22 protein-coding genes, 6 tRNA genes and 1 pseudogene are annotated in these 23121 nt (G+C 68.4%); 23 read left to right on the top strand and 6 right to left on the bottom strand.

Features of this window, described 5'->3' with window-relative positions; translation table 11 throughout:
* Positions 1 to 15 precede the first annotated feature (15 nt).
* The 3 genes from ccrA to IH80_RS0122105 form a co-directional block, all read right to left on the bottom strand.
* The gene (gene ccrA, locus IH80_RS0122115; protein WP_030962719.1) at positions 16 to 1353 is read right to left on the bottom strand and encodes a crotonyl-CoA carboxylase/reductase; all 1338 of its coding nucleotides are present in this window, start codon (positions 1351 to 1353) and stop codon (positions 16 to 18) included.
* 388 nt (positions 1354 to 1741) lie between these two features.
* Positions 1742 to 2557 carry a TetR family transcriptional regulator gene (locus tag IH80_RS0122110; RefSeq protein ID WP_030962718.1) on the bottom strand — a complete coding sequence of 272 codons (816 nt, stop codon included), beginning with the start codon at positions 2555 to 2557 and terminating at the stop codon, positions 1742 to 1744.
* A gap of 163 nt (positions 2558 to 2720) precedes the next feature.
* Entirely contained in the window at positions 2721 to 4517 is a 1797-nt protein-coding gene (locus IH80_RS0122105) for a 3-hydroxyacyl-CoA dehydrogenase family protein (protein ID WP_030962717.1), read from the bottom strand.
* A gap of 396 nt (positions 4518 to 4913) precedes the next feature.
* Between IH80_RS0122105 and IH80_RS0122100 the strand changes: the two genes are divergently transcribed.
* Complete coding sequence (locus tag IH80_RS0122100; RefSeq protein WP_030962715.1) at positions 4914 to 5468, top strand: hypothetical protein; 555 nt, start codon at positions 4914 to 4916, stop codon at positions 5466 to 5468.
* A 58-nt stretch (positions 5469 to 5526) separates the two neighbouring features.
* On the opposite strand, the gene IH80_RS0122095 is transcribed toward IH80_RS0122100, so the two are convergent.
* Positions 5527 to 7101: an alpha/beta hydrolase gene (locus IH80_RS0122095; protein ID WP_030962713.1), complete on the bottom strand. Its 1575-nt coding sequence runs from the start codon at positions 7099 to 7101 to the stop codon at positions 5527 to 5529.
* 112 nt (positions 7102 to 7213) lie between these two features.
* A pseudogene (locus tag IH80_RS0122090) lies at positions 7214 to 8035 on the bottom strand (radical SAM protein); the annotation flags it as partial.
* A gap of 68 nt (positions 8036 to 8103) precedes the next feature.
* Between IH80_RS0122090 and IH80_RS0122085 the strand changes: the two are divergent.
* The 8 genes from IH80_RS0122085 (at position 8104) to IH80_RS0122060 (ending at position 12015) form a co-directional block, all read left to right on the top strand.
* Entirely contained in the window at positions 8104 to 9717 is a 1614-nt protein-coding gene (locus IH80_RS0122085) for a recombinase family protein (RefSeq protein ID WP_030962710.1), read from the top strand.
* A gap of 515 nt (positions 9718 to 10232) precedes the next feature.
* Positions 10233 to 10338 (top strand) — tRNA-OTHER (locus IH80_RS44880).
* A gap of 183 nt (positions 10339 to 10521) precedes the next feature.
* Positions 10522 to 10591: transfer RNA gene (locus IH80_RS0122080), tRNA-OTHER, on the top strand.
* A gap of 76 nt (positions 10592 to 10667) precedes the next feature.
* Positions 10668 to 10750: transfer RNA gene (locus IH80_RS44875), tRNA-Ser, on the top strand.
* Between the two features lie 144 nt (positions 10751 to 10894).
* A tRNA-Asp gene (locus IH80_RS0122075) sits at positions 10895 to 10967 on the top strand.
* A 187-nt stretch (positions 10968 to 11154) separates the two neighbouring features.
* Positions 11155 to 11227: transfer RNA gene (locus IH80_RS0122070), tRNA-Thr, on the top strand.
* Between the two features lie 319 nt (positions 11228 to 11546).
* Positions 11547 to 11622 (top strand) — tRNA-Pro (locus IH80_RS0122065).
* 69 nt (positions 11623 to 11691) lie between these two features.
* Complete coding sequence (locus IH80_RS0122060) at positions 11692 to 12015, top strand: hypothetical protein (RefSeq protein WP_158943574.1); 324 nt, start codon at positions 11692 to 11694, stop codon at positions 12013 to 12015.
* Here IH80_RS0122060 and IH80_RS0122055 read toward each other — a convergent pair whose 3' ends face one another.
* Positions 12016 to 12255 carry a hypothetical protein gene (locus tag IH80_RS0122055; protein ID WP_030962708.1) on the bottom strand — a complete coding sequence of 80 codons (240 nt, stop codon included), beginning with the start codon at positions 12253 to 12255 and terminating at the stop codon, positions 12016 to 12018.
* Positions 12256 to 12815: 560 nt separating this feature from the next.
* Between IH80_RS0122055 and IH80_RS0122045 the strand changes: the two genes are divergently transcribed.
* From IH80_RS0122045 to IH80_RS0121980, 14 genes are all read left to right on the top strand, one after another.
* The gene (locus tag IH80_RS0122045) at positions 12816 to 13070 is read left to right on the top strand and encodes a hypothetical protein (RefSeq protein WP_030962704.1); all 255 of its coding nucleotides are present in this window, start codon (positions 12816 to 12818) and stop codon (positions 13068 to 13070) included.
* Between the two features lie 241 nt (positions 13071 to 13311).
* Positions 13312 to 13923, top strand: coding sequence for a DNA primase (locus tag IH80_RS0122040; protein WP_030962702.1), 612 nt, complete (start codon positions 13312 to 13314; stop codon positions 13921 to 13923).
* Between the two features lie 230 nt (positions 13924 to 14153).
* Positions 14154 to 14618, top strand: a complete 465-nt coding sequence (locus IH80_RS0122035) for a hypothetical protein (protein ID WP_030962701.1) — start codon at positions 14154 to 14156, stop codon at positions 14616 to 14618.
* Between the two features lie 8 nt (positions 14619 to 14626).
* The gene (locus IH80_RS0122030) at positions 14627 to 16336 is read left to right on the top strand and encodes a terminase large subunit (protein WP_030962700.1); all 1710 of its coding nucleotides are present in this window, start codon (positions 14627 to 14629) and stop codon (positions 16334 to 16336) included.
* 215 nt (positions 16337 to 16551) lie between these two features.
* Positions 16552 to 17865 (top strand): phage portal protein, encoded by a 1314-nt coding sequence (locus tag IH80_RS0122025; RefSeq protein WP_234432338.1) that lies wholly within the window; start codon positions 16552 to 16554, stop codon positions 17863 to 17865.
* Positions 17846 to 18655: a hypothetical protein gene (locus IH80_RS0122020; protein ID WP_030962697.1), complete on the top strand. Its 810-nt coding sequence runs from the start codon at positions 17846 to 17848 to the stop codon at positions 18653 to 18655. Before IH80_RS0122025 ends, IH80_RS0122020 begins: the two co-directional genes overlap by 20 nt.
* Before the next feature lie 41 nt (positions 18656 to 18696).
* Positions 18697 to 19335 carry a hypothetical protein gene (locus IH80_RS0122015; protein ID WP_030962695.1) on the top strand — a complete coding sequence of 213 codons (639 nt, stop codon included), beginning with the start codon at positions 18697 to 18699 and terminating at the stop codon, positions 19333 to 19335.
* A 20-nt stretch (positions 19336 to 19355) separates the two neighbouring features.
* A complete protein-coding gene (locus tag IH80_RS0122010; RefSeq protein WP_030962694.1) occupies positions 19356 to 19754 on the top strand; it encodes a head decoration protein in 399 nt (132 codons plus the stop codon).
* Positions 19755 to 19767: 13 nt separating this feature from the next.
* The gene (locus tag IH80_RS0122005) at positions 19768 to 20784 is read left to right on the top strand and encodes a major capsid protein (RefSeq protein ID WP_030962693.1); all 1017 of its coding nucleotides are present in this window, start codon (positions 19768 to 19770) and stop codon (positions 20782 to 20784) included.
* 237 nt (positions 20785 to 21021) lie between these two features.
* A complete protein-coding gene (locus IH80_RS0122000; protein ID WP_030962692.1) occupies positions 21022 to 21405 on the top strand; it encodes a hypothetical protein in 384 nt (127 codons plus the stop codon).
* On the top strand, positions 21402 to 21755 hold the full coding sequence (locus IH80_RS0121995; protein ID WP_030962690.1) for a hypothetical protein: 354 nt from the start codon (positions 21402 to 21404) through the stop codon (positions 21753 to 21755). The genes IH80_RS0122000 and IH80_RS0121995 overlap by 4 nt, the downstream gene beginning before the upstream one ends.
* Positions 21755 to 22114 carry a hypothetical protein gene (locus tag IH80_RS0121990; RefSeq protein ID WP_037880737.1) on the top strand — a complete coding sequence of 120 codons (360 nt, stop codon included), beginning with the start codon at positions 21755 to 21757 and terminating at the stop codon, positions 22112 to 22114. Before IH80_RS0121995 ends, IH80_RS0121990 begins: the two co-directional genes overlap by 1 nt.
* A complete protein-coding gene (locus tag IH80_RS0121985; RefSeq protein WP_030962688.1) occupies positions 22107 to 22472 on the top strand; it encodes a hypothetical protein in 366 nt (121 codons plus the stop codon). Before IH80_RS0121990 ends, IH80_RS0121985 begins: the two co-directional genes overlap by 8 nt.
* Before the next feature lie 63 nt (positions 22473 to 22535).
* Complete coding sequence (locus IH80_RS0121980) at positions 22536 to 23117, top strand: hypothetical protein (RefSeq protein WP_030962687.1); 582 nt, start codon at positions 22536 to 22538, stop codon at positions 23115 to 23117.
* Positions 23118 to 23121: the final 4 nt, after the last annotated feature.

Here is a 23121-nt window from a genome sequence, read left to right as displayed (position 1 = left end):
GGCCTTTGAACGGACTCAGACGTTGCGGAAGCGGTTGATGGCGTCGATGTGCTGGGCGCGCATCTCGTGGTTGCGGATGCCCAGGCCCTCCTCGGGGGCCAGCGCGAGGACGCCGACCTTGCCCTGGTGGAGGTTGCGGTGGACGTCGTAGGCGGCCTGGCCGGTCTCCTCCAGGGAGTAGACCTTCGACAGGGTGGGGTGGATCTTGCCCTTGGCGATCAGGCGGTTGGCCTCCCACGCCTCGCGGTAGTTGGCGAAGTGCGAGCCGACGATCCGCTTCAGCGACATCCACAGGTAGCGGTTGTCGTACTGGTGCATGTAGCCCGAGGTCGAGGCGCAGGTGGTGATGGTGCCGCCCTTGCGGGTGACGTAGACCGAGGCGCCGAAGGTCTCGCGGCCCGGGTGTTCGAAGACGATGTCGATGTCCTCGCCGCCGGTCAGCTCGCGGATCTTCGCGCCGAAGCGCTTCCACTCGCGGGGGTCCTGGGTGTTCTCGTCCTTCCAGAACTTGTAGCCCTCGGCGTTGCGGTCGATGACCGCCGTGGCGCCCATGGACCGGCAGATGTCGGCCTTCTCGGGGGAGGAGACGACGCAGATCGGGTTGGCGCCGCCGGCCAGCGCGAACTGGGTGGCGTACGAGCCGAGGCCGCCGCTGGCGCCCCAGATCAGGACGTTGTCGCCCTGCTTCATGCCGGCGCCGTTGTTGGAGACCAGCTGGCGGTAGGCGGTGGAGTTGACCAGGCCGGGGGAGGCGGCCTCCTCCCAGCTGAGGTGGTCGGGCTTCGGCATCAGCTGGTTCGACTTGACGAGCGCGATCTCGGCGAGGCCGCCGAAGTTGGTCTCGAAGCCCCAGATGCGCTGCTCGGGGTCGAGCATCGTGTCGTTGTGGCCGTCGGAGGACTCCAGCTCGACGGAGAGGCAGTGCGCGACGACCTCGTCGCCCGGGTTCCAGGCGTTGACGCCGGGGCCGGTGCGCAGGACGACGCCCGCGAGGTCGGAGCCGATGACGTGGTAGGGGAGGTCGTGGCGCTTGGTGAGCTCCGACAGGCGCCCGTAGCGCTCCAGGAAGCTGAAGGTGGAAACGGGCTCGAAGATCGAGGTCCACACCGAGTTGTAGTTGACCGAGGAGGCCATGACGGCCACCAGGGCCTCGCCCGGGCCCAGCTCGGGGAGCGGCACGTGGTCCAGGTGCAGGGACTTGCGCGGGTCCTTCTCGCGCGTGGTGAGCCCCGCGAACATCTCCGCCTCGTCCTTGTGCACGGTGATCGCGCGGTAGGAGTCGGGCAGCGGCAGGGCTGCGAAGTCTGCGGCGGTGGCGGACTGCGACTGAATCGCGTCCAGGATGTCCTTCACGGTGAGCCTCCGGCTAGCGCTGATGAGGGTGCGCTGAGGTGAACGGGTGCGTGGAGCGGTTGGGGGTGTGCCGTCGGTCCGGCGGTGCTGTGGTGCTGGGCGCCGCCCGTGGTGGGGCGTGCGGGTGCCTGGTGACGCAGGCGTCCGGGGCGCGTTCCGTGCCGTGTGGGCGTGGGTCGCGGGGACATCCGGACGACTTCAACGTATGGCACCCCGTGTCACCCGGCAAGGCACCGCGTGCCAAAACTTTCTCTCATTTGCTTATTGACCTGCGCAGATGAGCGATGATCGATCAGAGTTACCGCCGAGTAGGGGCAAGCCGGACATACGAAAGCGGCCGCCCCCCTCTCGGGGGCGGCCGCTGTGACGAGCATCGCTTCCGGCTGTGCTACTTCGCGCGCAGTGCCTCTTCGATGGTCCGCATGACCTCGTCCAGGGGCGCGTCGGTGCGGGCCACCGCCACCAGCACCTCGCCCTCCGTACGGACGGCCGCCGGCGCGGAGGGCGCCGCCGTGCTCAGGGTGCGGCCCGCGCCGATCCCGGTGCCGAAGGTCTTGCGCACGATCGAGAAGGCGTGGTCCAGCTGCGCCTCCACGTCGCCCTGGCCGCCGGCCCGCAGCCAGCGCCGCAGCACGTGGTTGTGGGCCGTGACCACCGCCGAGGCGGCCACCTCGGCCAGCAGCGGGTCGTCGTTGCCGTCGTGGTGGTCGGTCTCGTCGAAGTGCGCCAGCAGGTAGCGGGTGAACAGCCGCTCGTACCGGGCCACCGAGGCGATCTCCCGCTCCCGCAGCGCCGGCACCTCGCGGGTCAGCCGGTAGCGCTCCACCGACACCGCCGGCGAGGCTGCGTACATCTTCATGACTTCCTTGATCCCGCGGCACACCGTGTCGAGCGGGTGCTCGTGCGCCGGGGCCACGTCGAGGACGGCCTCGGCACGGATCAGGGTGTCGTCGTGGTCGGGGAAGATCGCCTCTTCCTTCGACCGGAAGTGCCGGAAGAAGGTCCGCCGCGCGACCCCGGCCGTCGCGGCGATCTCGTCGACCGTCGTCGCCTCGTACCCCTTGGTCGCGAACAGCTCCATGGCCGCGGTGGCGAGCTCACGGCGCATTTTGAGCCGCTGGGCGGCAGCCCGGGTGCCGGCCGCGCTCTCCGGGGCGTCGGGGGCCGAGGAGGCGCGGGGCGAGGTCTTGGCGGGCTGGGACATAGAGCGAAAGTACTTCATTCGCGCAGGGGAGCGCGCCTGAGGGGGGTGGGAGAGGGGTGGATGCGGGGGAGAGCCCGCACTGGGCTCGGGAGGGTCAGTCCGCCGTGAGGGTCCGGCGGACCCGAGCAGCCCTCCCCACGCATCCGGCTCGTGGCCCGCTCGCTTACCGCCGGGCGTACTCACGGAATCCGCGGCCGGTCTTCCGGCCCAGGCAGCCCGCCGCCACCAGGTGCTCCAGCAGCGGGGACGGGGCCAGGCCCGGGTCGCGGAACTCCTTGTGGAGGACCTTCTCGATGGCCAGCGAGACGTCCAGGCCCACGACGTCGAGCAGCTCGAACGGTCCCATCGGGTAGCCGCCGCCCAGCTTCATCGCCGCGTCGATCTGGTCGAGGCTCGCGTAGTGCTGCTCGACCATCTTGATCGCGTTGTTGAGGTACGGGAACAGCAGCGCGTTCACGATGAAGCCGGCCCGGTCCCCGCAGTCCACCGGGTGCTTGCGCACCTTGACGCAGATCTCGCGGACCGTGGCGTGCACGTCGTCGGCGGTCAGGACGGTCCGGACCACCTCGACCAGCTTCATCGCCGGGGCGGGGTTGAAGAAGTGCATGCCGATCACGTCCTGCGGACGCGAGGTCACCCGGGCCACCGCGATGACCGGCAGCGACGAGGTGGTGGTGGCCAGCACCGCACCCGGCCGGCAGACCTTGTCCAGCGCCGCGAACAGTTCCTGCTTGACCTCCAGGTCCTCGGCGACCGCCTCCACCGCCAGGTCCACCTCGGCGAAGGCGTCCAGCGAACCGGCCGGGGTGATCCGTCCCAGGGTCTCGTCCGCGGCCTCCTGCGTCAGCCTGCCCTTGGACACCGCACGGCCCAGGGACTTGCCGATGGCGGCCTTGGCGGCCTCCGCCTTCTCCTGGCTGCGCGCGGCCAGGACCACGTCGAACCCGGACTGGGCGAAGACCTGCGCGATACCGCTCGCCATGGTGCCGGAGCCGGCCACGCCGACCGAGCTCACCGGGCGGCCCGCGCCCAGCAGCGACCCGTCCAGCGGGGTCTGCAGGTCACGCACGATCACCGAGCTGCCGGGCGCCTCGTACGTGTAGAAGCCGCGCCCGGACTTCTGGCCGGCCAGCCCGGCCTCGGCCAGCTGCCCCAGGATCGGGGCCGGTGCGTGCAGCCGGTCGCCGGAGGAGGCGTACATGGCCTCCAGGACCGTGCGGGCCGTGTCCACGCCGATCAGGTCGAGCAGCGCGAGCGGGCCCATGGGCAGACCGCAGCCGAGCCGCATCGCCGCGTCGATGTCCTCGCGTGAGGCGTACTTCGCCTCGTACATGGCCGCGGCCTGGTTGAGGTAGCCGAAGAGCAGGCCGTCCGCGACGAATCCGGGCCGGTCGCCGACGGCCACGGGCTCCTTGCCGAGCTCGCGGGCCAGCTCCGTGACCGCCTCCACGGCCGTCGGGGCGGTCAGGACGCAGGAGACGACCTCGACCAGCTTCATCGCCGGGACCGGGTTGAAGAAGTGCAGGCCCAGCACGCGCTCCGGGCGCTGGGACTCGGCGGCGAGCCGGGTCACCGACAGGGCGTTGGTGCCCGTGGCGAGGACCGTGTCGGCCCGCACGACCGCGTCGAGCTCGCGGAACACCTGCTGCTTGACCTCGTACGACTCCGGCACGACCTCGATGACGAGATCGGCCTCGGCCGCAGCGGCCAGGTCGGTGAAGGTGCGGAAACGGGCCAGGACGTCCGCCCGCTCCTGCTCGGTGAGGCGCTCCCGGGCGACGGAACGCGCGGTCGCCGCGGCGAGGGAGGCCGAGGCCCGGCGGGCGGCGGTCTCGCTGATGTCGATGCCGATGACCTCGCGGCCGGCGCGGGCGAGGACCTCGGCGATGCCGGTGCCCATCGTGCCGAGGCCGACGACGGCGATGGTCTGGAGGGTGGGCTGACTGGACTGACGGTCCATCGAGGGACTCCAGTGGAAGAGGGTGACGACTGAGGGAGCGCGCGGCGCACAGCGCGCGCGGATGCCGTACGGGGTGCCGTGCGGTGAGGAGCCCGGGGCAGGAACGGCCCGGACCGGAGCCCGGCGGGAAGCAGCCCCGGGGGCGGAAGCGGCACGACCCTGTCCCGGGGTCATGCCGTGCATGCGAAACGAACCGACCGGCACGAGGCGGCTGCGTCACCAGGCCGCCCTCGTACGTGTTGCAACGACAGTAACTCGCCGGTAACTGGCGCGCCAGAGCGCGGAGATGTGACCTGTACCGCCGAAATGTACCGATCATCGATCATCGATCAACCGCGCTTGATCATCTACGGGAACCCGGCGTGCCGCCCGCCCCGCCCGCCTAGGGTGGGCCGCGTGAACGACGTGCTGGAGCGCCTGCGGGCGGAGGCGGGCGGCTCGCCCGAGTACGAGGTGCTGCGCGCGGCCGGCCCCGACGCCCTGGCCGCCTCCCTGACCTCGGCCGGGCTGCCCCTGTGGGCCCGCGAGCTGGCCGCGTACCGGCTCGGGCTCGCCGGGGACCGGCGCGCCTTCGAATCCCTCGTCCTGCTCCTCAACCACCGGGACCCGCCCCGCTGCGCGGCCGCCGCCGAGGCCCTGGCCGTCCTGGACGACCCGCGCACCGCCCGCGCGGCCGCGGCCCTCGCCACCAACGGCCTGCGCACGGCCTACGCCCTCCAGCCCGTCCGGCTGCTCACCGCGCTGCGCGCCCCGGAGTCCGTACCGGCGCTGATCGCCACCCTGTCGCGGCTGCTGTCCCCGCACGACCCCTACGGGCGCGTCGCACTGGCCTGCGTCGAGGGCCTGGGCGCCCTCGCCGACCCCCGCGCGCGCGAGGTCCTCACCCGCGCCCAGTCCCACCCCCGCCTCGCGGTGGCGGCCACGACCGCCCTGCGCGCCCTCGACGCCTGACGGGACCGGGCGGGCGGACCCGCCGGATCCGGTCGGCGGGCCCGGCAGGGCCGTCCGGTCAGCCGCGGAAGCCGAGCAGCCCGTGCAGGGCGGCGCCGCCCGCCGAGGAGGGCACGGCCCGGGTCGCCGTGGTCGGCTGCGGGGCCGCCTGCGCGGGGCAGGTGGCGTCCGCCGCCTGCCCGGTCCGCAGGTAGGCCGCGACCTTCTCGTCCAGGCACTTGTTCCCGCTCAGGGCGATGCCGTGGTTCCCGCCGCCCTCCTCGACCACCAGGGCCGAGCCCGACAGCTTCTCCCGCATGCTGACCGCCCCGTCGAAGGGGGTCGCCGCGTCGTCCGTCGCCTGCAGGAGCAGGGCCGGCGGCAGGTCCGCGTTGGTCACGTCGGGGGCCTGCAGCGGTTCGGTCGGCCAGAACGCGCACGGGGCGTTGTACCAGGCGTTGTTCCAGGTCATGAACGGAGCCTTGGTGTGCGTGCGCCACATGTCCGCGCGCCACTCGTTCCAGTCCCGGGGCCAGGCCGAGTCCCGGCACTGGACCGCGGTGTAGACGCTGTAGCTGTTGCCCGCGGAGGGTTCCACCGCGCCGAACCGCTCGTACGCCGCCACCAGGGGCGCCGGGTCCTTCTTCACCGCGTACGCCGCGAAGGCGTCGGCGAGGTTGGGCCAGTAGCCGTTGTAGTAGCCGCCCGGCATGTAGGTGTCCTCCAGCTCCGACGGCCCCACCTTGCCGCCGGCCGGGTTCCCCCGCAGCGACTGGCGCATGGCGTACCAGCGCGCCTCGACCGCCGCCGGGTCGGTGCCGAGCCGGTAGGTGGCGTCGTGCCGGGCGACCCACGCCAGGAAGGCCTTGTGGCGGGCGTCGAAGGCGAGGTCCTGGGAGAGGTTGTCCTCGTACCAGACCCCGTTCGGGTCGACGACGGAGTCCAGGACGAGCCGGTGCACCCGGCCCGGGTGGAGCTTGGCGTACACCGCGCCCAGGTAGGTCCCGTAGGAGTAGCCGAAATAGCTGATGCGCTGCGCGCCGAGGGCGGTGCGCAGCACCTCGATGTCCCGGGCGGCCGAGACCGTACCGATGTGCGGCAGCACGTCCGCGTGGCGGGCGCCGCAGGACTCGGCGAAGGCCCGGACGCGGTCGAGGTTGGCCCGCTCGGTCGCCGCGTCCTGCGGCACGGAATCGGGGCGGACGGGGTTGAAGTGCCCGGAACCGCAGTCGAGGGCGGGCTCGCTCTTGCCGACGCCCCGGGGGTCGAAGCCGATCACGTCGTACTGCGCCGCCACGTCCTTGGGCAGGGCGGAGGCGACGAACCCGGCGAGCGCCCGCCCGCTGCCGCCGGGACCGCCGGGGTTGACCAGCAGGGGGCCCTGGGAGGTCTTGGCGGTGTGCGGGACCCGGGTCAGCGCGAGCGTGATCGTCCGGCCGGCGGGCCGGTCGTGGTCGAGAGGCACCTCGAGGGACGCGCACTGGAGCGTCGGGTAGCGGGGGGTCGCGCAGCCGGTCCAGCGCAGCGCGGCCTGCGCGGCCCGCTCCGCCGGGGCGGGTGCGGCCGGGGCGGCCGTCACCGGACTCGCGAGGGCGGCGGCGACGGTGGAGCTCGCCAGCAGGACGGCGGCGCGCTTCTTCAAGGGGTGGAGCATGGGGCCTCCCAGCCGAGTGTTCTGGGCGGAATCGTCCCGGAAGCCACGCCTGGAAGACGGGATTGGAAGGGCCATTGGCCCGATGTGATGACCGTTCAGGCAGTGATGGACGTCAGAGGAGGGTGAGCTGGGTCGCTCCGGCGGACGCGGGTCCGTCCGGGCGTTCGGGCCGGGCGATCCCGCGGGCCGCGCCCCGCCGGGCCGGGCCGATGCCGAATTCGGCCGCGAGTTCGTGGACTTGGCGGGTGATCGTCCGCTGGTACCAGGTGGGCGCGTACGAGCCGCCCGCGTACATCCGCTCGTACCGCTCGACGAGGTGCGGGTGGTGCTCGCCCAGCCAGGCGGTGAACCACTCGCGGGCCCCGGGCCGCAGATGGAGTACCAGGGGTGTCACGGAGGTGGCGCCGGACTCGGCGACCGCCCGCACGGTGGCCCGCAGCTGGGCGGGGGAGTCACCGAGGAAGGGGATCACCGGGGCCATCAGCACCCCGCACTCGATCCCGGCGTCGGTCAGCGTCCGTACGGCGTTCAGCCGGGCGGCGGGGGAGGGCGTCCCGGGCTCCACGGTCCGCCACAGGGCGGTGTCGGTGAAGCCGACGGAGACGGAGATGCCGACCTCGGTGACCTCCGCCGCCTCGCGCAGGAGCGGCAGGTCGCGCAGGATCAGCGTGCCCTTGGTGAGGATCGAGAAGGGGTTGGCGCGGTCCCGCAGGGCCTCGATGATCCCGGGCATCAGCCGGTAGCGGCCCTCGGCGCGCTGGTAGCAGTCCACGTTGGTGCCCATCGCGATGTGCGCGCCGGTCCAGCGGGGCGCGGCGAGCTCGCGGCGCAGCAGTTCGGGCGCGTTGGTCTTGACGACGATCTGCGAGTCGAAGCCGAGGCCGGTGTCGAGGTCGAGGTAGCTGTGCGTCTTGCGTGCGAAGCAGTAGACGCACTCTTGCTGAACAGACTCACAACGGTGATGCTGGGGCGTGCCCGTACGACAGGCAGGAGCACACAGCAGTGAAGCTAGTGCACAACCCTGATGAGCCCTTGCGGGCCTTCACGTACAGCCGCATCTCGCGGGTAACCGAACGTACGACGAGCATCGCGCGTCAGACAGAGCACTGCGCCGCGGAGGTGGAGCGCCGCGGGTGGAGGCTCCTCCACCCCTTCGCAGACGAGGGTGTGAGCGGGGCGACGGACCCGGACCAGCGTCCGCAGATGTCCGTAATGATGAGCCGCCTCGACGAGGTGGACGCCATCGTCTTCTACAAGCTCGACAGGCTCTCACGGTCGACGATCGCGTTCGCCGATCTGATGGAGCGGTGCGAAAAAGCGCGCGTCTCCCTCGTCAGCGTCACGGAGCCGCTGGACCTTTCCTCCCCTATGGGCGTCGCAATGGCGGAAATCATCGCGGTATTCGCCAAGCTTGAACGGGCAATGATCCGGGAACGCTCCATGGATGCGCGACGAAAGGGGTTGGAGGACAACAAATTCGTGGGTGGGCGCATTGCGTATGGGCTCACGCCGGCCCCGCACCCCTCCGGTAAGGGCCGTTATCTCGTGCGCGATCCGGAGGCCGTCAAGGTAATCCAGCGCATGGCTGCAATGCTCCTGGACGGTGAGTCCACAACGGCAATCGCCAAAGCGCTGAACGAGGCCGGCGTCCCGACGTCACGGCAGCAGGGAGCTACGGCAAAGCGTGCTGGAGGCTTTGCGGCAGAAGACACGTATTGGCGTGGTAACGCTGTCCGTTCCATCCTCCGAAACCCCGTGCAGTTGGGCCATCGAATCGGAGACCGCGGACGCCCCGTAACGGGCCCTGACGGCCTCCCCGTCGTCGCGTGGGAACCGGTGTTCACGTGGGACGTATGGCAAGCCGTACAGGCAAAGCTCGACACCCTGAGCGTCACCCGCACGCGGCGTCTGGACGCTCACTGGCTACAGGGAGTGGCTCTGTGCGGCACGTGCGACGCGCCTCTGACGCAGACCGTTGCACACGGACACAAGGGGCTGAAGTGCTCACGCCCCAACGAGCAGCGTCACCGGCCGGCAGCGTACATCCGCGCGAACGACCTGTCGGAGTGGGTGGACGAGCAAATGACCACGGTGTTCGCACCGTTCCGCGTGGTCGAAAGTATCTGGCACCCGGGCAGCAGTAGCCGTCAGGAGCGGTTGGAGGTGGCCTCCACCATCAAGACGATGCGCGCCGACCGTGACGCGGGGCTGTACGTGGGTCCGGAGGACGAGGAGGAATTCCGAACGAAGATGACGGCACTCCTCGCGCGCCGGGCCGCACTGGAGGAGGTGTCCGACGTTGCGCCCCACTGGGAGCTGCGGGACACGGGCCGCACGTTCGGAGAGGTTTGGGAGAGCGCGCCTCATGGACGGCGGGCGGAGATGCTCGCAGACGCGGGTCTCGTAATCCGGGTGGACCCCGCGGGAGGCAGGCGCCTGCCTGTTGGGGAGCGCGCCCGCATCGAGCAGCGCAACCAAGCCGCCGCGGAGCTGGAGGCCGTTCGCGACGACGAGTCTCGGGAGCTTACGCATCGACAGGGAGGCCTGACACAGGAAGAGCACGAGGAGATTGAGCGTGACCTACTCGAAGACATCCGGCAGCAGGAACTGTTTTGATAACGACTAGGTAACAAAGCTGGGCGCGTCGGGGCAACCATACCGGCGCGCCCGGTGCGGCACGTCGGACCGGTTTGACCCGTCCTCGTCGCCGCCGTCCTCCAACTCCCCGGCCGTCGGGCGCGGGAGAGGGTACTCCGAGTTACAGGATGCGTGAAAGGGTGACGGTCTGTAGCGAACGTGCGCGTCGGAGGGCGCAAACTGTCAAACCAGACCCTGTTTTCTATTTCTCTCTAACGCGTTAAGGGAAAGTTGGAAATAGGGGTCAGGTTTGATTGTTTGGCCTGGGGGCGGACGAGGACGCCAACCCCCAGTACTGGGCTTCCCCCATAACACTAGTAGAGGGAAGTTCGGCGACCGTCGCGACTGGCGGGCGGTCCGCTCCCTCCGACGGCCGGCGCCGCTCCTGCGCTCCCCGCACTCTCCTCCGGGTAGATGCGCGGTCGAGCGGCGTCGGTCTGTCCCAAGCTTCCCGTCCGCCGGGTGTGGTGCTGTCCAGCGGTGGCGGGGGAGGTGGACGTGTTCCCTAGCCTGGCCTAAGGGTGACACTGCCTAGACGGGGCCCTGGCCGGCAGAGAGGCTACGAGGGGACCGCCGCGGGTTCGAATCCCGCCACGTCCACGCAAGGGTTCGATAGCTCAGCATGGGAGAGCGCCGGCAGTAGGCAGCTATCGCGGGTTCGAATCCCGCCGAATCCACGTACCGAGCCTGTGTCATCCGGAGGCATGCCCACCGTGGCCCCGCCCTTTATTGCGGGTGGCTCGGCAACCGGGGTAGCTCCCCGGCACCGCCCCGACGGGGGCAGGTTCCTTGGCGTAACGGCAACGCACCGTCCGATGGGACGGGGATGGGGGTTCGAGTCCCCCAGGGACCACGGGACGCGCCGGCACAGCGCGGGCGGCGTGACCGGGAGACCGGCCCAGAAATACACGTCACGAATACTGCGTCTTGGAAGGTCCGGCATTGGCGGGCCAAGCGCTCTCGAAAAGCGTGGCGCCCTTGGGCGTTGGGGGTTCGACTCCCTCACCTTCCGCGACGGCGAGACGGACGCCGTGACTGCTCATCCCTGACGCATGAGACAGTCGCAACTTCCGCTGGACCCGCAGGAGTCGTCAGCAACCCTGCGGAGGCTCGGCGCAACCGTCGTGCCGCTCCTCGACGGAGCGAGCGGCACACTGCTCCTGTAGCTCAGTGGTCAGAGCGTCCGCCTGTCGAGCGGAGGGCCGCCGGTTCGAGTCCGGTCGGGAGCGCAAAAGAGGGGCCGACGGGCGGCAACCCATCGGCCCCGAGCACGGCGACGCTGCAACGTCATACGCCGTGCATCCCTGAACGCCACCAGCATTTCGAGGGGTCCGGTCTCCCGGACAACCTCAGGATGCCGGTCGACGAGGATGCGGAGCAAGCCACCGCGGGACCCTTGGACAAGGATGAACCAACGCCCCCGTAGCTCAGTTGGAAGAGCGCCGCTCTCGTAAAGCGGATGTCGCAGGCTCGAACCCTGCTGGGGGCTCCGCTGACGTGTTCGGGGACCGGGGAACCGGGCCAGGATCCGGGCGTCAGAGGACGTGGGGCGCTGCCCGCGACGTACCGCACCCGGGCCTAACGGTCCGGATGACTTCAGCACAGCAAAGAGCCCGGCCGGGAATCAGTCGGCCGGGCTCTCGCGTTTCCGGCCGGGATCTAGTCGGCCGGGGCTTGTGTGCGCCCCCTGGTGGTCAGAGACCAGGAGGCGCGAGGTGCGGGGTTCCACCCGCGGCGGTCTCTGTCTCGTCATCCCTGCCGGGCAGAGGCCGCCGTACCGCGCCCATCGTAGCGCACAGACAGGCCAACGGGACGTAGCTCAGCGGTCAGAGCGCCGGCTTTGGGAGCCGGACGCCGCAGGTTCGAATCCTGCCGTCCCGACCACGACGAAGCCCCGCCATCGTCCACGTGAACGACGGGGACGGAATCAAGTAACCGACCCTGGAGCCCACCATGCCTCGTATCAACGTTCCCGTGCTCGTCGCGGACCGCACCGGCGTAGCCGTCACCTCGACGACCGGCGACGCCACGAACAACCACTCGATCCTGAACAACGGTCGCGTGATTGTCCTTGTGGAGAACTCCGGCGCCTCCGCGCGCATCGTGACCTTCAACGTGGCGCGCAAGGTCGACGGCCAGGTGGCGGCTCCGCGGACGAAGTCGCTTGCGGCCGGAGCGAAGGAGATGTTCGGTCCGTTCGATCCGCAGGACTACGGCGGCAAGCTGCTCGTCGACGTGGCGCACGCGGACCTGAAGCTGACGGCGATCAGCCTCTGATCAGGGGCGTGTGAACACAAGGTTCGCGTGCCGCTGGAGCCCGTCCCCCTCGAACTGCGAGGAAGCCAGCTTCCAGCCCAGGGCCTCGACGTCCTGAATCGCCTGCGCTAGGTCGGCGTCGTTTTTTGTGGGCCGCGGATAGAACTTGCGGATGAAGACGGTCTTCCCGGCCTTCCACGCGTCCCCTGCGGCCACTTCTATTGGAGGCACGGCCAGCTTCCCCAGCAGCTTCTTCAACATGCGCGCAGCGTAGATCACAGCGACGTGCCCCGTCTCGCCTTCCGCGGACGGGGCTTTTGCATGCCCGAGCGGAGGTGGGTCCGTGGCGTGGGAAGGAAGTACCCGCCGGCAGCGGCTCCCGAAGGACTGGCCGCGGATCCGGCGCAGGATCATCCGGCGTGATGGCGGCGTATGCGTGGCCCGCTACAGCGACGGCCGACGGTGTGAGCTGCCGGGTACGGACGTGGACCACATAGTCCCTGGAGACGACCACCGGGACGAGAACCTACAGCTGCTGTGTCCGTGGCACCACAGCCACAAGAGCGGCGCAGAGGGTGGCACAGCAGCTGCCCTCACGAGGGTGCGTGCACAACGCCCCCCTTCAACACACCCCGCCCTGGAGGACTGATGCTGACGCGCATACGCAGATGGCTGGGCGTGGGACGTGGAGGGACTATGCCGCCCATGGAGTGGCCACCTGGAGCCCACAGCGTGGGCCCCATACACGTGAGCTACATGCGGCGTGTGCATGCGTGTCCAGCGTGCGCACGTGTCCGTGCTGTGGTGCAGGAGCGACGCCCATGAGCGGCGCGCATGTGGTACTGACGGAGGAGAACGACACGGGCGAAGACGGCGTGATCGTTACGCACGTCAGCGTTAACGGCGTCGACGTTGGCCGGCTTGCAGCCGTGCCGAAGATCAGGGTTGGGCAGCGTGGCGGAGGCGTGACGACAGTGACGCTGGTAATCGTTCCGAGCCGCCTGGAGATCCGTGGTGATCTTGCCGACGGTGATCGTCGGGAGCCCCGCGCCGGCTTCGCTGCCAAGATCGAATGACCATGATCACCAGGGGGGTGATCCCATGATCGACTCCCTGGAGACCGTACAGGTGCTGGTTCTCGCTGTCTGTACGGGTCTGGAGGATGCCGCCAAGGCGTCCACAGGCGCCCGCTGGAGCGTCGATCCGGGGTCGGCTGGACTGCTTTGACCCCCGAAACGGGAGGCGGGCACACAGCGCCTCGAACCCCGCTCGGACGGTATTCGTGCAGGTCAACGCATTGAAAGTGTGACGCGCCGCATGTATCCTGGATCCGTGACCCGAACCTGTGAGCACTGCGCCGGCCCGCTCGCCATCATGGCGCGGAGCCACGCGCGCACCTGTTCACCCCGTTGCCGAAAGGCGCTTTCGCGCGCCAGGGCGACGGCGCTTCCGGACGAGCTGACGACCCGCGACAGGTGGGTACGCCGCTCCGCGGAAAAGGTCCCCCTGACGACCGCCGGCAAGGCGGCCTCGTCGACGAACGCGCGGACCTGGAGCAGCTACGCGGACGCTGCCGCATCGACGGCCGGCGTTGGTTTGGGCTTCGTCCTCAGCGACGTCGACGACATCGCGTGCATTGACCTCGACCACTGTCTCAACCCGCTCACGGGCCGCCTGGCGCCGTGGGCCGCAGCCATCCTCCGCGACGCGGGCGCCACCTACGTAGAGGTGTCCCCGTCCGGCGACGGGCTGCATATCTGGGGCCGCGCGGCCGTCCGACAGGGACGCCGCGTCCGACGTCCCGACGGTACGGCCGTGGAGATCTACGGGACCGGCCGCTACATCGCAATGACGGGGCGCCGACATGGCGGTTGCCCGTCCATCCTCGCGGACCTCTCCGCGGTGGTTTCCAAGCTGACGGCCCGGTAGCTCCCGACAGGGGACGGTGCGGCCGTTCCTTACCCGGGAGGTCAGATGACTGACTGGCAGTTGACTGCACATCCAAACGCTGTGATGGAGGCCGACGATGCAGTCCGCGCGTGGACTGAACAGGACACCCAGCGCGTAGAGGAGGCGGTTCGGCGCCTGCTCTGGTCTGCCGACCTGGCCAAGCGCGCATGTGCCCACGTGAAGTGGTTCGCGAGCGGAGGCGGTGGCTGATGGCTGGACGAGGCCCCGCCCCGAAGGACCCGGCCAAGAGGCGCCGGCGCAACGCCACGGAGCCAGAGACCGTCATCGTCCCCGACGACGAGATGCGCGGCCCGGAGCTGCCGGAGGGCGTTCTAGGCGTCGACGAGGAGACCGGGGAGTTCCTCCCTTGGCACCCCATGACGCAACTGTGGTGGGACTCCTGGCGCACGAGCGCGCAGGCGCAGACGTTCGTGATGACTGACTGGCTCTTCCTGATCGACACCGCCCTGATGCATCACACGATGTGGGCCAAGGGCCGGTGGGAGTTCGCCTCTGAAGTGCGCCTGCGAGCCGCGAAATTCGGCGCCACACCTGAGGACCGGGCGCGCCTGAAGCTGAAGGTCGACGACCCCGCGAACGCCCGTCAGGCGCCCGTACAGCGCCCCGACAACGTCAGTGACATCAGCTCTCGACGAGCCCGCCTCACTGGATAGGAGACCGCGTGCCGCGCACCATCGTGCGCGCCCCCGGTCATGACCGCGCCCGCTCTCTCGGGTGGATGGCGGTCGCATGGATGGAGTACTTCGTAGTCCACGGCCCTGGCGACGTTCAGGGCGAGCCCGTACGTCACCGTGACGAATACACGGGGTTCGTCGTGGACTGCTACGCGGTCGATGACGACGAGGGCCGACTCCTCTACGACTCGGCGTTCTTCAGCCGCCCAAAGGGTTGCGATAAGTCGGGCCTTGGCGCCCGCTTGGGGCTCTTCGAAGCCTTCGGGCCCGCCCGCTTCGACGGCTGGGCAGAGGGCGGAGAGGTCTACCGCGATCCGTGGGGGCTGGGGTTCGAGTACGTCTACGAACCTGGCGAGCCGATGGGCCGGCCGGTCAAGGTGCCGTACCTCCGCATCATGGCGACGGAGGAAGGCCAGACCGGCAACGTCTTCGACACCATCCATTTCAACCTGACCGACGAGGCGTCGCCCCTGTCGCAGGTCCCCAACGTCGACGTTGGGTTGACCCGAATCATCCTCCCCGACGGCGGAGAAATCATGCCGTCAACCGCTTCATCCTCGTCGAAGGATGGCGGAAAGGAAACGTGGGTTTGTTTTGACGAAACCCACCTTTACAACACCCCTGAGCTTCGGCGCATGTACGCGACCGTTACGCGAAATCTTCGCAAGAGGAAGCGCGGCGCACAGACGTGGTACCTCGAAACAACCACGATGTTCGCCCCAGGTCAGGACTCCGTCGCAGAGCGGACGTACGAGGAAGCGGAAGCGATCCAGAGCGGTCGCAAGAAGCGCGGTCGTGCTCGCCTCATGTACGACCACCGTTGGGGCGAGTGCAAGGATCTGAAGAACGAGGACGAGCTCCGAGCCGCTCTGATCGACGCCTACGGCGACGCCATGGAGTGGATGGACATCGATTCCCTCGTTGACGACTTCTACGATCTGCGCAACGACTCCGCGGACGGCAAGCGGTACTTCCTGAATTCCCGAACGATGTCCTCCGACGCGTGGATGGACCCCGACGCTTGGGCCCTTTGCCGGCGCGCGGAGGAAATAGCCGCGGGTGACTTGATCACGCTGGGTTTCGACGGCTCTATTCGCGACGACGCAACGGCCCTGACGGCCTGCCGCGTGAGCGACGGCCACCTGATGTTGCTGGGCGTCTGGGAGAAGCCTGAAGGGCCCGAGGGTGAAGGGTGGCAGGTTGACCGCGAGAGCGTCGACAACGCCGTTAACCGCGCTTTCGAGCGCTACGAGGTCTGTGGGTTCTACGCCGACCCGCCCCACTGGCAGGACTACGTGGACCGCTGGACCGCCGAGCACGGCGAACAACTCCAGGTCCGCGCCACGCAGGCCAGGCCGCTGGAGTGGTGGACCAACCGCCCCTCCCATATGGAAACGGCCCTTGATCGTTTTATGGAGGCCGTGGAAGACAAGGGACTGTCGCACGCTGAGTCCCTCGACGTCGACGAGCCCTCAGCGCTACTGCGGCTCGGCTCCGATCTGACACGCCACGTGAGGAACGCGCGTCGTCGGCCGATGGGCCGCAATCACCTCGGAATCGGCAAGGAGCACGCCAAGAGCCCGAAGAAAATCGACGCCGCAATGTCCGCAGTGCTCGCCTACGAATGCCGCGCGGATGCCGTTGCCGCAGGAATCACGAAGCGCAAAAAGCGCTCTTCCAAGCTCGTTGCCTTCTGAGAGGGGGCCCGTGAATGCCTATCGACGCTAGTAAGGTGGAGTCCCCGGGATGGTGGCTTAAGCGGCTTGGGAAGAGGCTCTTCGACGAGCGTGAGGATTACACCGACACCGCCGGTGAGTGCACTCCGGGACTCGACACGCTGCGGGACTACGCAGAGGGCCGGCCCCGAATGCCGCACGTCCCCGGCGTTGACCCGCGGGAGGTTGCGGCGTGGATGCGGGACGCGCGTACGAACTGGACGTCGCTCGTCATCGACTCCCCGACCGAGCGGCTGGGTGTCGACGGTTTCCGGTTCGGTGAGGACAAGGGCGAGAGTTCCGCTAAGGCGGCCGACGAGGACGCGAACCGGATCTGGCAGGAAAACGAGATGGACGCTGACTCTGATCTCGTCCACTACGGCGCTATGTCTCAGCGGCGAGCCTTCGTCCTCGTCGAGCGAGGCGACGACGGGCGCCCGGTCCTGACCCACGAAACTCCTCGGCAGGTGGCCGTGGAGCACGCGCAGGGCAACCGTCGAAAGCTCGCCGCGGGTCTGAAGCTCTGGCGGGACGACTGGACCGGCGACACGCGGGCAACGCTGTGGCTCCCGGACAAAATCCATCACTTTACGACGAGCAACGCCACCCCGACGTTTGCCCTACGGGCCAACGAGCTGCGCGCGTGGGATGCGTGGATCCTGCCGAACCAGACGGAGAACACAGCAGAGAACACCCTCGGCGCCGTGCCCCTCGTTCCGTTCATCAACCGGCGCAACCGTCGGCCCGAGGGATTCGCGGAGCACGAGGACGTGCTCACGATCCAGAACCGCATCAACCTCTCGCTGATCAACCTGATCGCCGCCATGAAGTACGGCGCCTTCCGCCAGCGTTGGGCCGCCGGACTGGAGGTCGACGAGGACCCGATGACGGGTCAGAAGATCCAGCCGTTCCAGCTCGATATTCGCAAGCTGTGGACCACGGCGGATCACGAAGTGAAGTTCGGAGAATTCTCCTCCACCGACCTCATGCCGTACGTCCGGGCGGTGGAGGCGGCGGTGCAGGATCTTGCAGCCGTCAGCCGTACCCCACCGCACTACCTGATTGGTGCCGTCGTCAACGTCTCAGGATCAGCCCTGACGCAGGCGGAGGCAGGCCTCGTTTCGAAGGTGCGCGACCGGCAGCGGAACTTTGGTGAGAGCTGGGAATCCGTCATGCGACTGGCATTCCGCGTTCTCGGCGACGAGCAGCGTGCGACGGCGTACACCGCAGAGACGATCTGGCGTGACCCTGAGTCGCGCACGATGGCGGAACTTGCCGACGCGGCCGTGAAGAAGCAGGCTGCCGGCGTTCCGTGGCGTCAGCGCATGGAGGATCTCGGCTACACGCCGACGCAGATCGCTCGCATGGAGGTTGACCGCGCGGCGGACGCGCTCCTTGCTGCTCCTGCGGAGGCCCCACAGCAGCCGGACGACCTTCAGGCCCGGCGCGACCAGCGGGACAGCCGCACGGTGATCGGCCGACGGAGCGACGATGACGCTGACGCGGCTTGATCGGCAGTACGGGACATCGGTCCGCGGCATATGGGCAACCACCCTTGGCCGCGTCAACCGCGCATGGACTGATCTTGGATCGTGGCGCGGGGAGGATGTTGGCCGCTTTCAGCGGACCGCCCTCCCTGCGATGCTCGCCGGGCAGCGCCAGGTGGCGTCGCTCACCACGGCCTATCTGGAACGCCTATACCGCGAGATAGCCGACGAGGACGTCCGTACGGGGCTCGACCTTGACCGGGTCACTGGCCGTGCGCTGCGAGACGTGGATCCCGCGGAGGTCTACGAGCGTCCGTTCAAAGACGTGTGGACAGCCCTTTCAACGGGCGAGCCGCTCGACGTCGCGCTAGCGCGCGGCGCTCACAGGCTGGAGACGATCGCCAAGACTGATCTTCAGCTTGCCCGGACCCATACGGTTCGGGAGGTCGGCGACGACATGCCGAAGTTCGAGTACACCGTGCGTGAGCTCCAGGGCGAGTACGACTGTGCTCTCTGCATGATCGCCTCGACACAGCGTTACCGGAAGCGGGACCTGGCCCCGATTCACCCGGGCTGTGACTGCCTCGTCAAGCTCGTGACGGCCGACGAGGACCCCGGCCAGGTCATCGACGAAGAGCGACTAGAGGCGATCCACGACGCCGTGGAGGCCGCGCTAGGCGACTTCGACCGCGGAGGCCGCGCCATGGATTACCGCAAGATCATTATTGCCCGCGAGCACGGCGAAATTGGTCCGGTGCTGGGCTACAGGGGTCAACGATTCACCGGCCCCGACGACATTCACCTTCCGACCTGACGCCCGCCATGGGCCGACGACTCCCGACAGGGGAACCCTGCATGCCTCGACGCACTCTCGCACGCTGCAATCTGCTCACGTTTGCTGCTCAGCCCTGGAACCTCTTCGAGGACGACCCGGGCGCCGGCGGTGGGGGTGGCGGTGGTGCGCCGGCCGTTAACGAGCACGGCTATCCGGACGCGACGCCGATTGCCTCGATGTCCGTTGAACATCAGCTGGCGTACTGGAAGCACCAGTCCCGCAAGCACGAAGCCGCCGTAAAGGCTTCTCCGGATGCTGCAGAGCTGGAACGCCTGCGCGCCGCAGACGCGGAGCTCACCACCCGCAAGACTGCGGAGCTCACCGAAACTCAGCGACTTCAGGCGGAGAAGGACGCCGCGGAAGCTGCGCGCGCTGCTGCGGAAGCGACGGCTGCGACCGCCACGGCGGAGCTGCTGCGCACGAAGGTAGCGGCGTCGAAGCAGCTCACTCCCGCACAGGCCGCTTGGCTCCAGGGCTCCACTCAGGAGGAGCTCGAAGCCTCCGCAGACCGACTGTTGGCCGACTTCGGGACACCCCAGGGCGGCAATCAGGGAGGCAACGTCCGCTCTGGCGGTCCGCGCGGCTCCGACGCAGGTGGGGGTGCGAAGACGACCGCAACCGGCGCTGAGCTCTACCGCCTGCGCCACGGCAAAAACTAACCACCCTCACCGGAGGAACCATGAATCTCGGACTGATTACCGAGAGCTTTTCCCAGGATCGGCGTGACTGGCTCGGCAGCGAGCACGGCACCGACGCGCCACTGAGCATCACGCTCGACACCTCGACCTTTACCGCTGGCACCCACTACCCAGACGGCTACATCAAGAGCGGTATTCCGCTCGGGAAGATCACTGCCTCCGGTAAGTACGGCCTCTACAACGACGGTGCATCGGACGGCCGGCAGACCTGCGTGGGCTTCCTCTTTACCGGCGTGGAGGTCGTGACGAAGCGGGGGGCCACGCTGAGCTCTGCGGTCGGCTCGATGCTTGTCCACTGCTTTGTCAGGGAGTCCAAGCTCCCCGTAGCCGTCGATGCCGCAGGGAAGACCGACCTCGGCGCCCGCGTCATCTTCATCTGAGAGGCCTTAACCCATGCAGCTTATTGACGAGTTCGCGACCCCGGCGGAGCTGACCGGGTATGCGCGAGCGGCTCTGGCGGACCGGCCAGAGAACGCGCTTTCCCTGGATCGGTGGCTGCCGAACCGGACTATCAACGACCTGAGTTACCGATTTACCCGGGGCGGAGGCGGTCTGACTGAAGCCGCGATGTTCCGCGCCTACGACGCCCAGTCGGACATCGCTGTACGGCCCGGTGGCGCCCGGGTGAGCGGCGAACTGCCGCCCATCTCGCGCAAGATGCCCGTCGGCGAGTACGAGCGCATCCGGCGCCGGAACCTCGACACCCAGCACGCGGAGATTCGCGACGCGATGCTGGACGACGGCGTTCGCCTGGCCCGCCAGATCGAAGCACGTATGGAGCTCGCGCGCGGTGAAGCCATTTTCAACGCGTCCGTGGCACTGAACGAGAACGGTGTGCAGGCGAGCGTGGATTTCGGCCGTGCCGCGGGCCACACCGTGACCGCTGGCACCGCGTGGTCTAACCCCGCGGCCGACGTGATCGGCGACTTTCAGACGTGGCTTGAGGTCTACAACGACACCAACGGCGGCGACCCGGACAGCGTTCTCATCTCCCGTGCCATCTGGACGGCCCTGAAGCGAAACACCCAGCTGCGCGGTCTCTCGACGACGGGCGCGACGGCGCCGAGCATCCTGACGGACAGCCTCCTTGCCGCGATCCTGGCCGACCACGGCATTCCGCCGCTCGTTCGTTATGACGCCAAGGTGTCTGTCGGTGGTGTTTCCACGCGAGTCACCCCCAATGACAAGCTTGCCTTCCTGCCGGCGCAGGGCGACGCTCTCGGACAGACCCTGTGGGGTGTGCCGGTGGAGGCCGACGACCCGCGCTACGGCCTGGCGGGCGACGCTGCGGGTGTTGCTGTCGGTGCGTACAAGAGCGAAGACCCACAGACTGTATGGACCCGCGCGACGGCAATCGCGCTCCCTGTTGTGGCGGCCCCGGACCTCTCCTTCGTCGCTGACGTTCTCTGATCGGAAACGCGAGGCATTCACGCATGGCACGTCTAGCAACGTACGTCCACGTGATGGACGACGAGGGCCGGAGCACTGTCTACGGCCCTGACGACGAGGTCCCTGCGTGGGCCGCGTCCAAGATCACCAACCCGAAGGCGTGGGCGGAGGCTCCCTCCGTGAGTCGACTTACGGAGCCCGAGCCGGCACCTAGAGCACCCGCTCCCCGCCGCACCGCGCGACGGAAGGCGGCTGTCGATGCTCCTGTTCACGACGACTGAGCTAGCCGTCCTCATGGGCCGGCCGCTGACACAGGCCCAGGGGGATCTCATCCATGAGATGACGCTCGACGCGATCCGTGGTGAGGTCGGGAACCGTCTGACGGAGCCCCTTCAGGCAGGCGTCAAAAGCGCGGCCCTGGCCGTCGCGGCACGTGTCCTCACCAACCCCGGCGGAGTCCGCTCGGAACAGGCGGGCGGGATGCTCGTGTCGTACGCCGACACACAGACCGGTGTCGTCCTCTCCGGAGATGAGCGGCGCCGGCTGCGACGAGCGGTCGGGATGGCGTCCGGCGCCGGGATGCTCGACGTAGCCCCGGAGGACACGACTCCGCTGACAACGACGCCGTGGCGGCCGTCATGAGCCTGATCGCCGCACTCCTCTCGGAGACGTGCTACATCCGGCGGCCGGGCCCAAGGGTGCGGGACTCGACGGGTTCATACGTCGCAGGCCCGCCGGTAGAGATCCGCGTCGACAACTGCGGAGTGATCAGCCCTTACGGCGTGACCGTCGGATCCTCGTCGGAGACGGCTGATGCGTCGGAAACGGTGGAGACCCGCCGCGTGTTCGCTGCGCCGCTCGGCACCGACGTCCGCCCGGCAGACCGGATAGTCCGCGGCAATGAGGTGTGGGAGGTCATCGGGCGACCGACGATCTTCCCCCTGACGTCCCTGGCCCGGGTTGAAGCTGCGGTGCGGGAGGTCACGGGCTGATGAGCTACCGCTCTAAGTACACGGGACGCTACTCCGGGATCGGCTCCATGCTCTCGAAGCCCTGGCTGCACCGCCCCTGCCGAGACGCGGCGCTGAAGATCATGGAGGCGGCGCAGTCTGTTTCCCCCATCGGTGACCCGGAAGAGGACCGGCACCCCGGCCTCTACAAGGCGTCGTTTTGGGTCGTTCCGTTGAACGCGAACGTGCCCTTCCGCGGCAAGCCCCGTATTCGCTCCGGTGCCCGCGTCATGAACACCGCTCCGCACGCCTGGCGAGTGGAAAAGGGGGACGGACGGGTACCCCGTTACGCGCCGTTCGAAAAGGCGATTGACGCGGTGAAGGCGGGTTTCGGTGGCTGACGTTGAGTCCGTGATTGCGCCCTGGATCGAAGGTGCCTTCGATGTTACGGCGGGTGCTGAGACGCCCCCGGATCTGGAGGAGCGGCTCCCCTTCGTTCGCGTCGAGCGAGTCGGAGGTGCGGACGAGCGGTTTAGCGGTCACCCGCGGATCGCTGTAGACGTCTTCGCAGCCACGGCCGACGAGGCGCGGTCCGTTGCCAAGTCGATCAGTGACGCACTCCTCTTCCTCCGCGGCCCGGTCGGAGACGCCGTGGTGCGCGATGTTCGGTGCGACGCCGGCCCGTCCCGGCAGCCATGGGCAAACCCTGCTGTCTACCGTCGCGGCGCCACTTACACCGTGAGCCTCCGGGACGCATAACCCCTGACATTCCGACCCGTCTGCCATTCGGCTTTCGGGTCTTTCGCATGCCCTGGAGGGCTCATGGCGGATACCCGCAACGCCGATCTTACGTTCGGCGGAACCGATTACCTCGTGTACTACGCGCCGGCGAACACTGCGCCGCCAGCGGCCTTTGGCGACCCTGCGTCTGGGTGGCTGAACCTTGGGTGGACGACCACTGAGGGCGGTCTCTTCAAGATGGAGGAGGAGACTAAGGACGTTGAAGCTGCGGGCTCGCTGGAGCCAATTCGAACGCTCCTGACGAAGTCCACGAAGACCACCCAGGTAACTTTCCTGGAAGCGCTGAACCCGGCGGTTCGGTCGCTTTACGACAACGTCCCCCTTGCCTCGCTGGAGCCGACGACCGACGTCGCGTCGTACGACCTGCCGGATAAGGCGGTTGACCTTCGATACGCGTTCATTTTTGACTCGATGGACGGCAACAAGCGGCTTCGCTACTACATGCCGAACGGCAAGGTTTCCGAGCGTGGCGACGAGCAGTCTCAGACGTCCGATGTAGTCCCGGTGCAGATGACCTTTAAGTTCTACAAGGGCGCAACGGCGGCAGCTGTGAAGAAGTTCATCAAGTTCGGCGGCACCGACGTTTCCGGCTTCTTCGCCTAATGAA

Source organism: Streptomyces sp. NRRL S-378 (genome assembly GCF_000720645.1).
Taxonomy (GTDB): Bacteria; Actinomycetota; Actinomycetes; order Streptomycetales; family Streptomycetaceae; genus Streptomyces.
The sequence above is the reverse complement of the archived record's forward strand: the minus strand, read 5'-3'. Positions and strand labels throughout refer to the sequence as shown.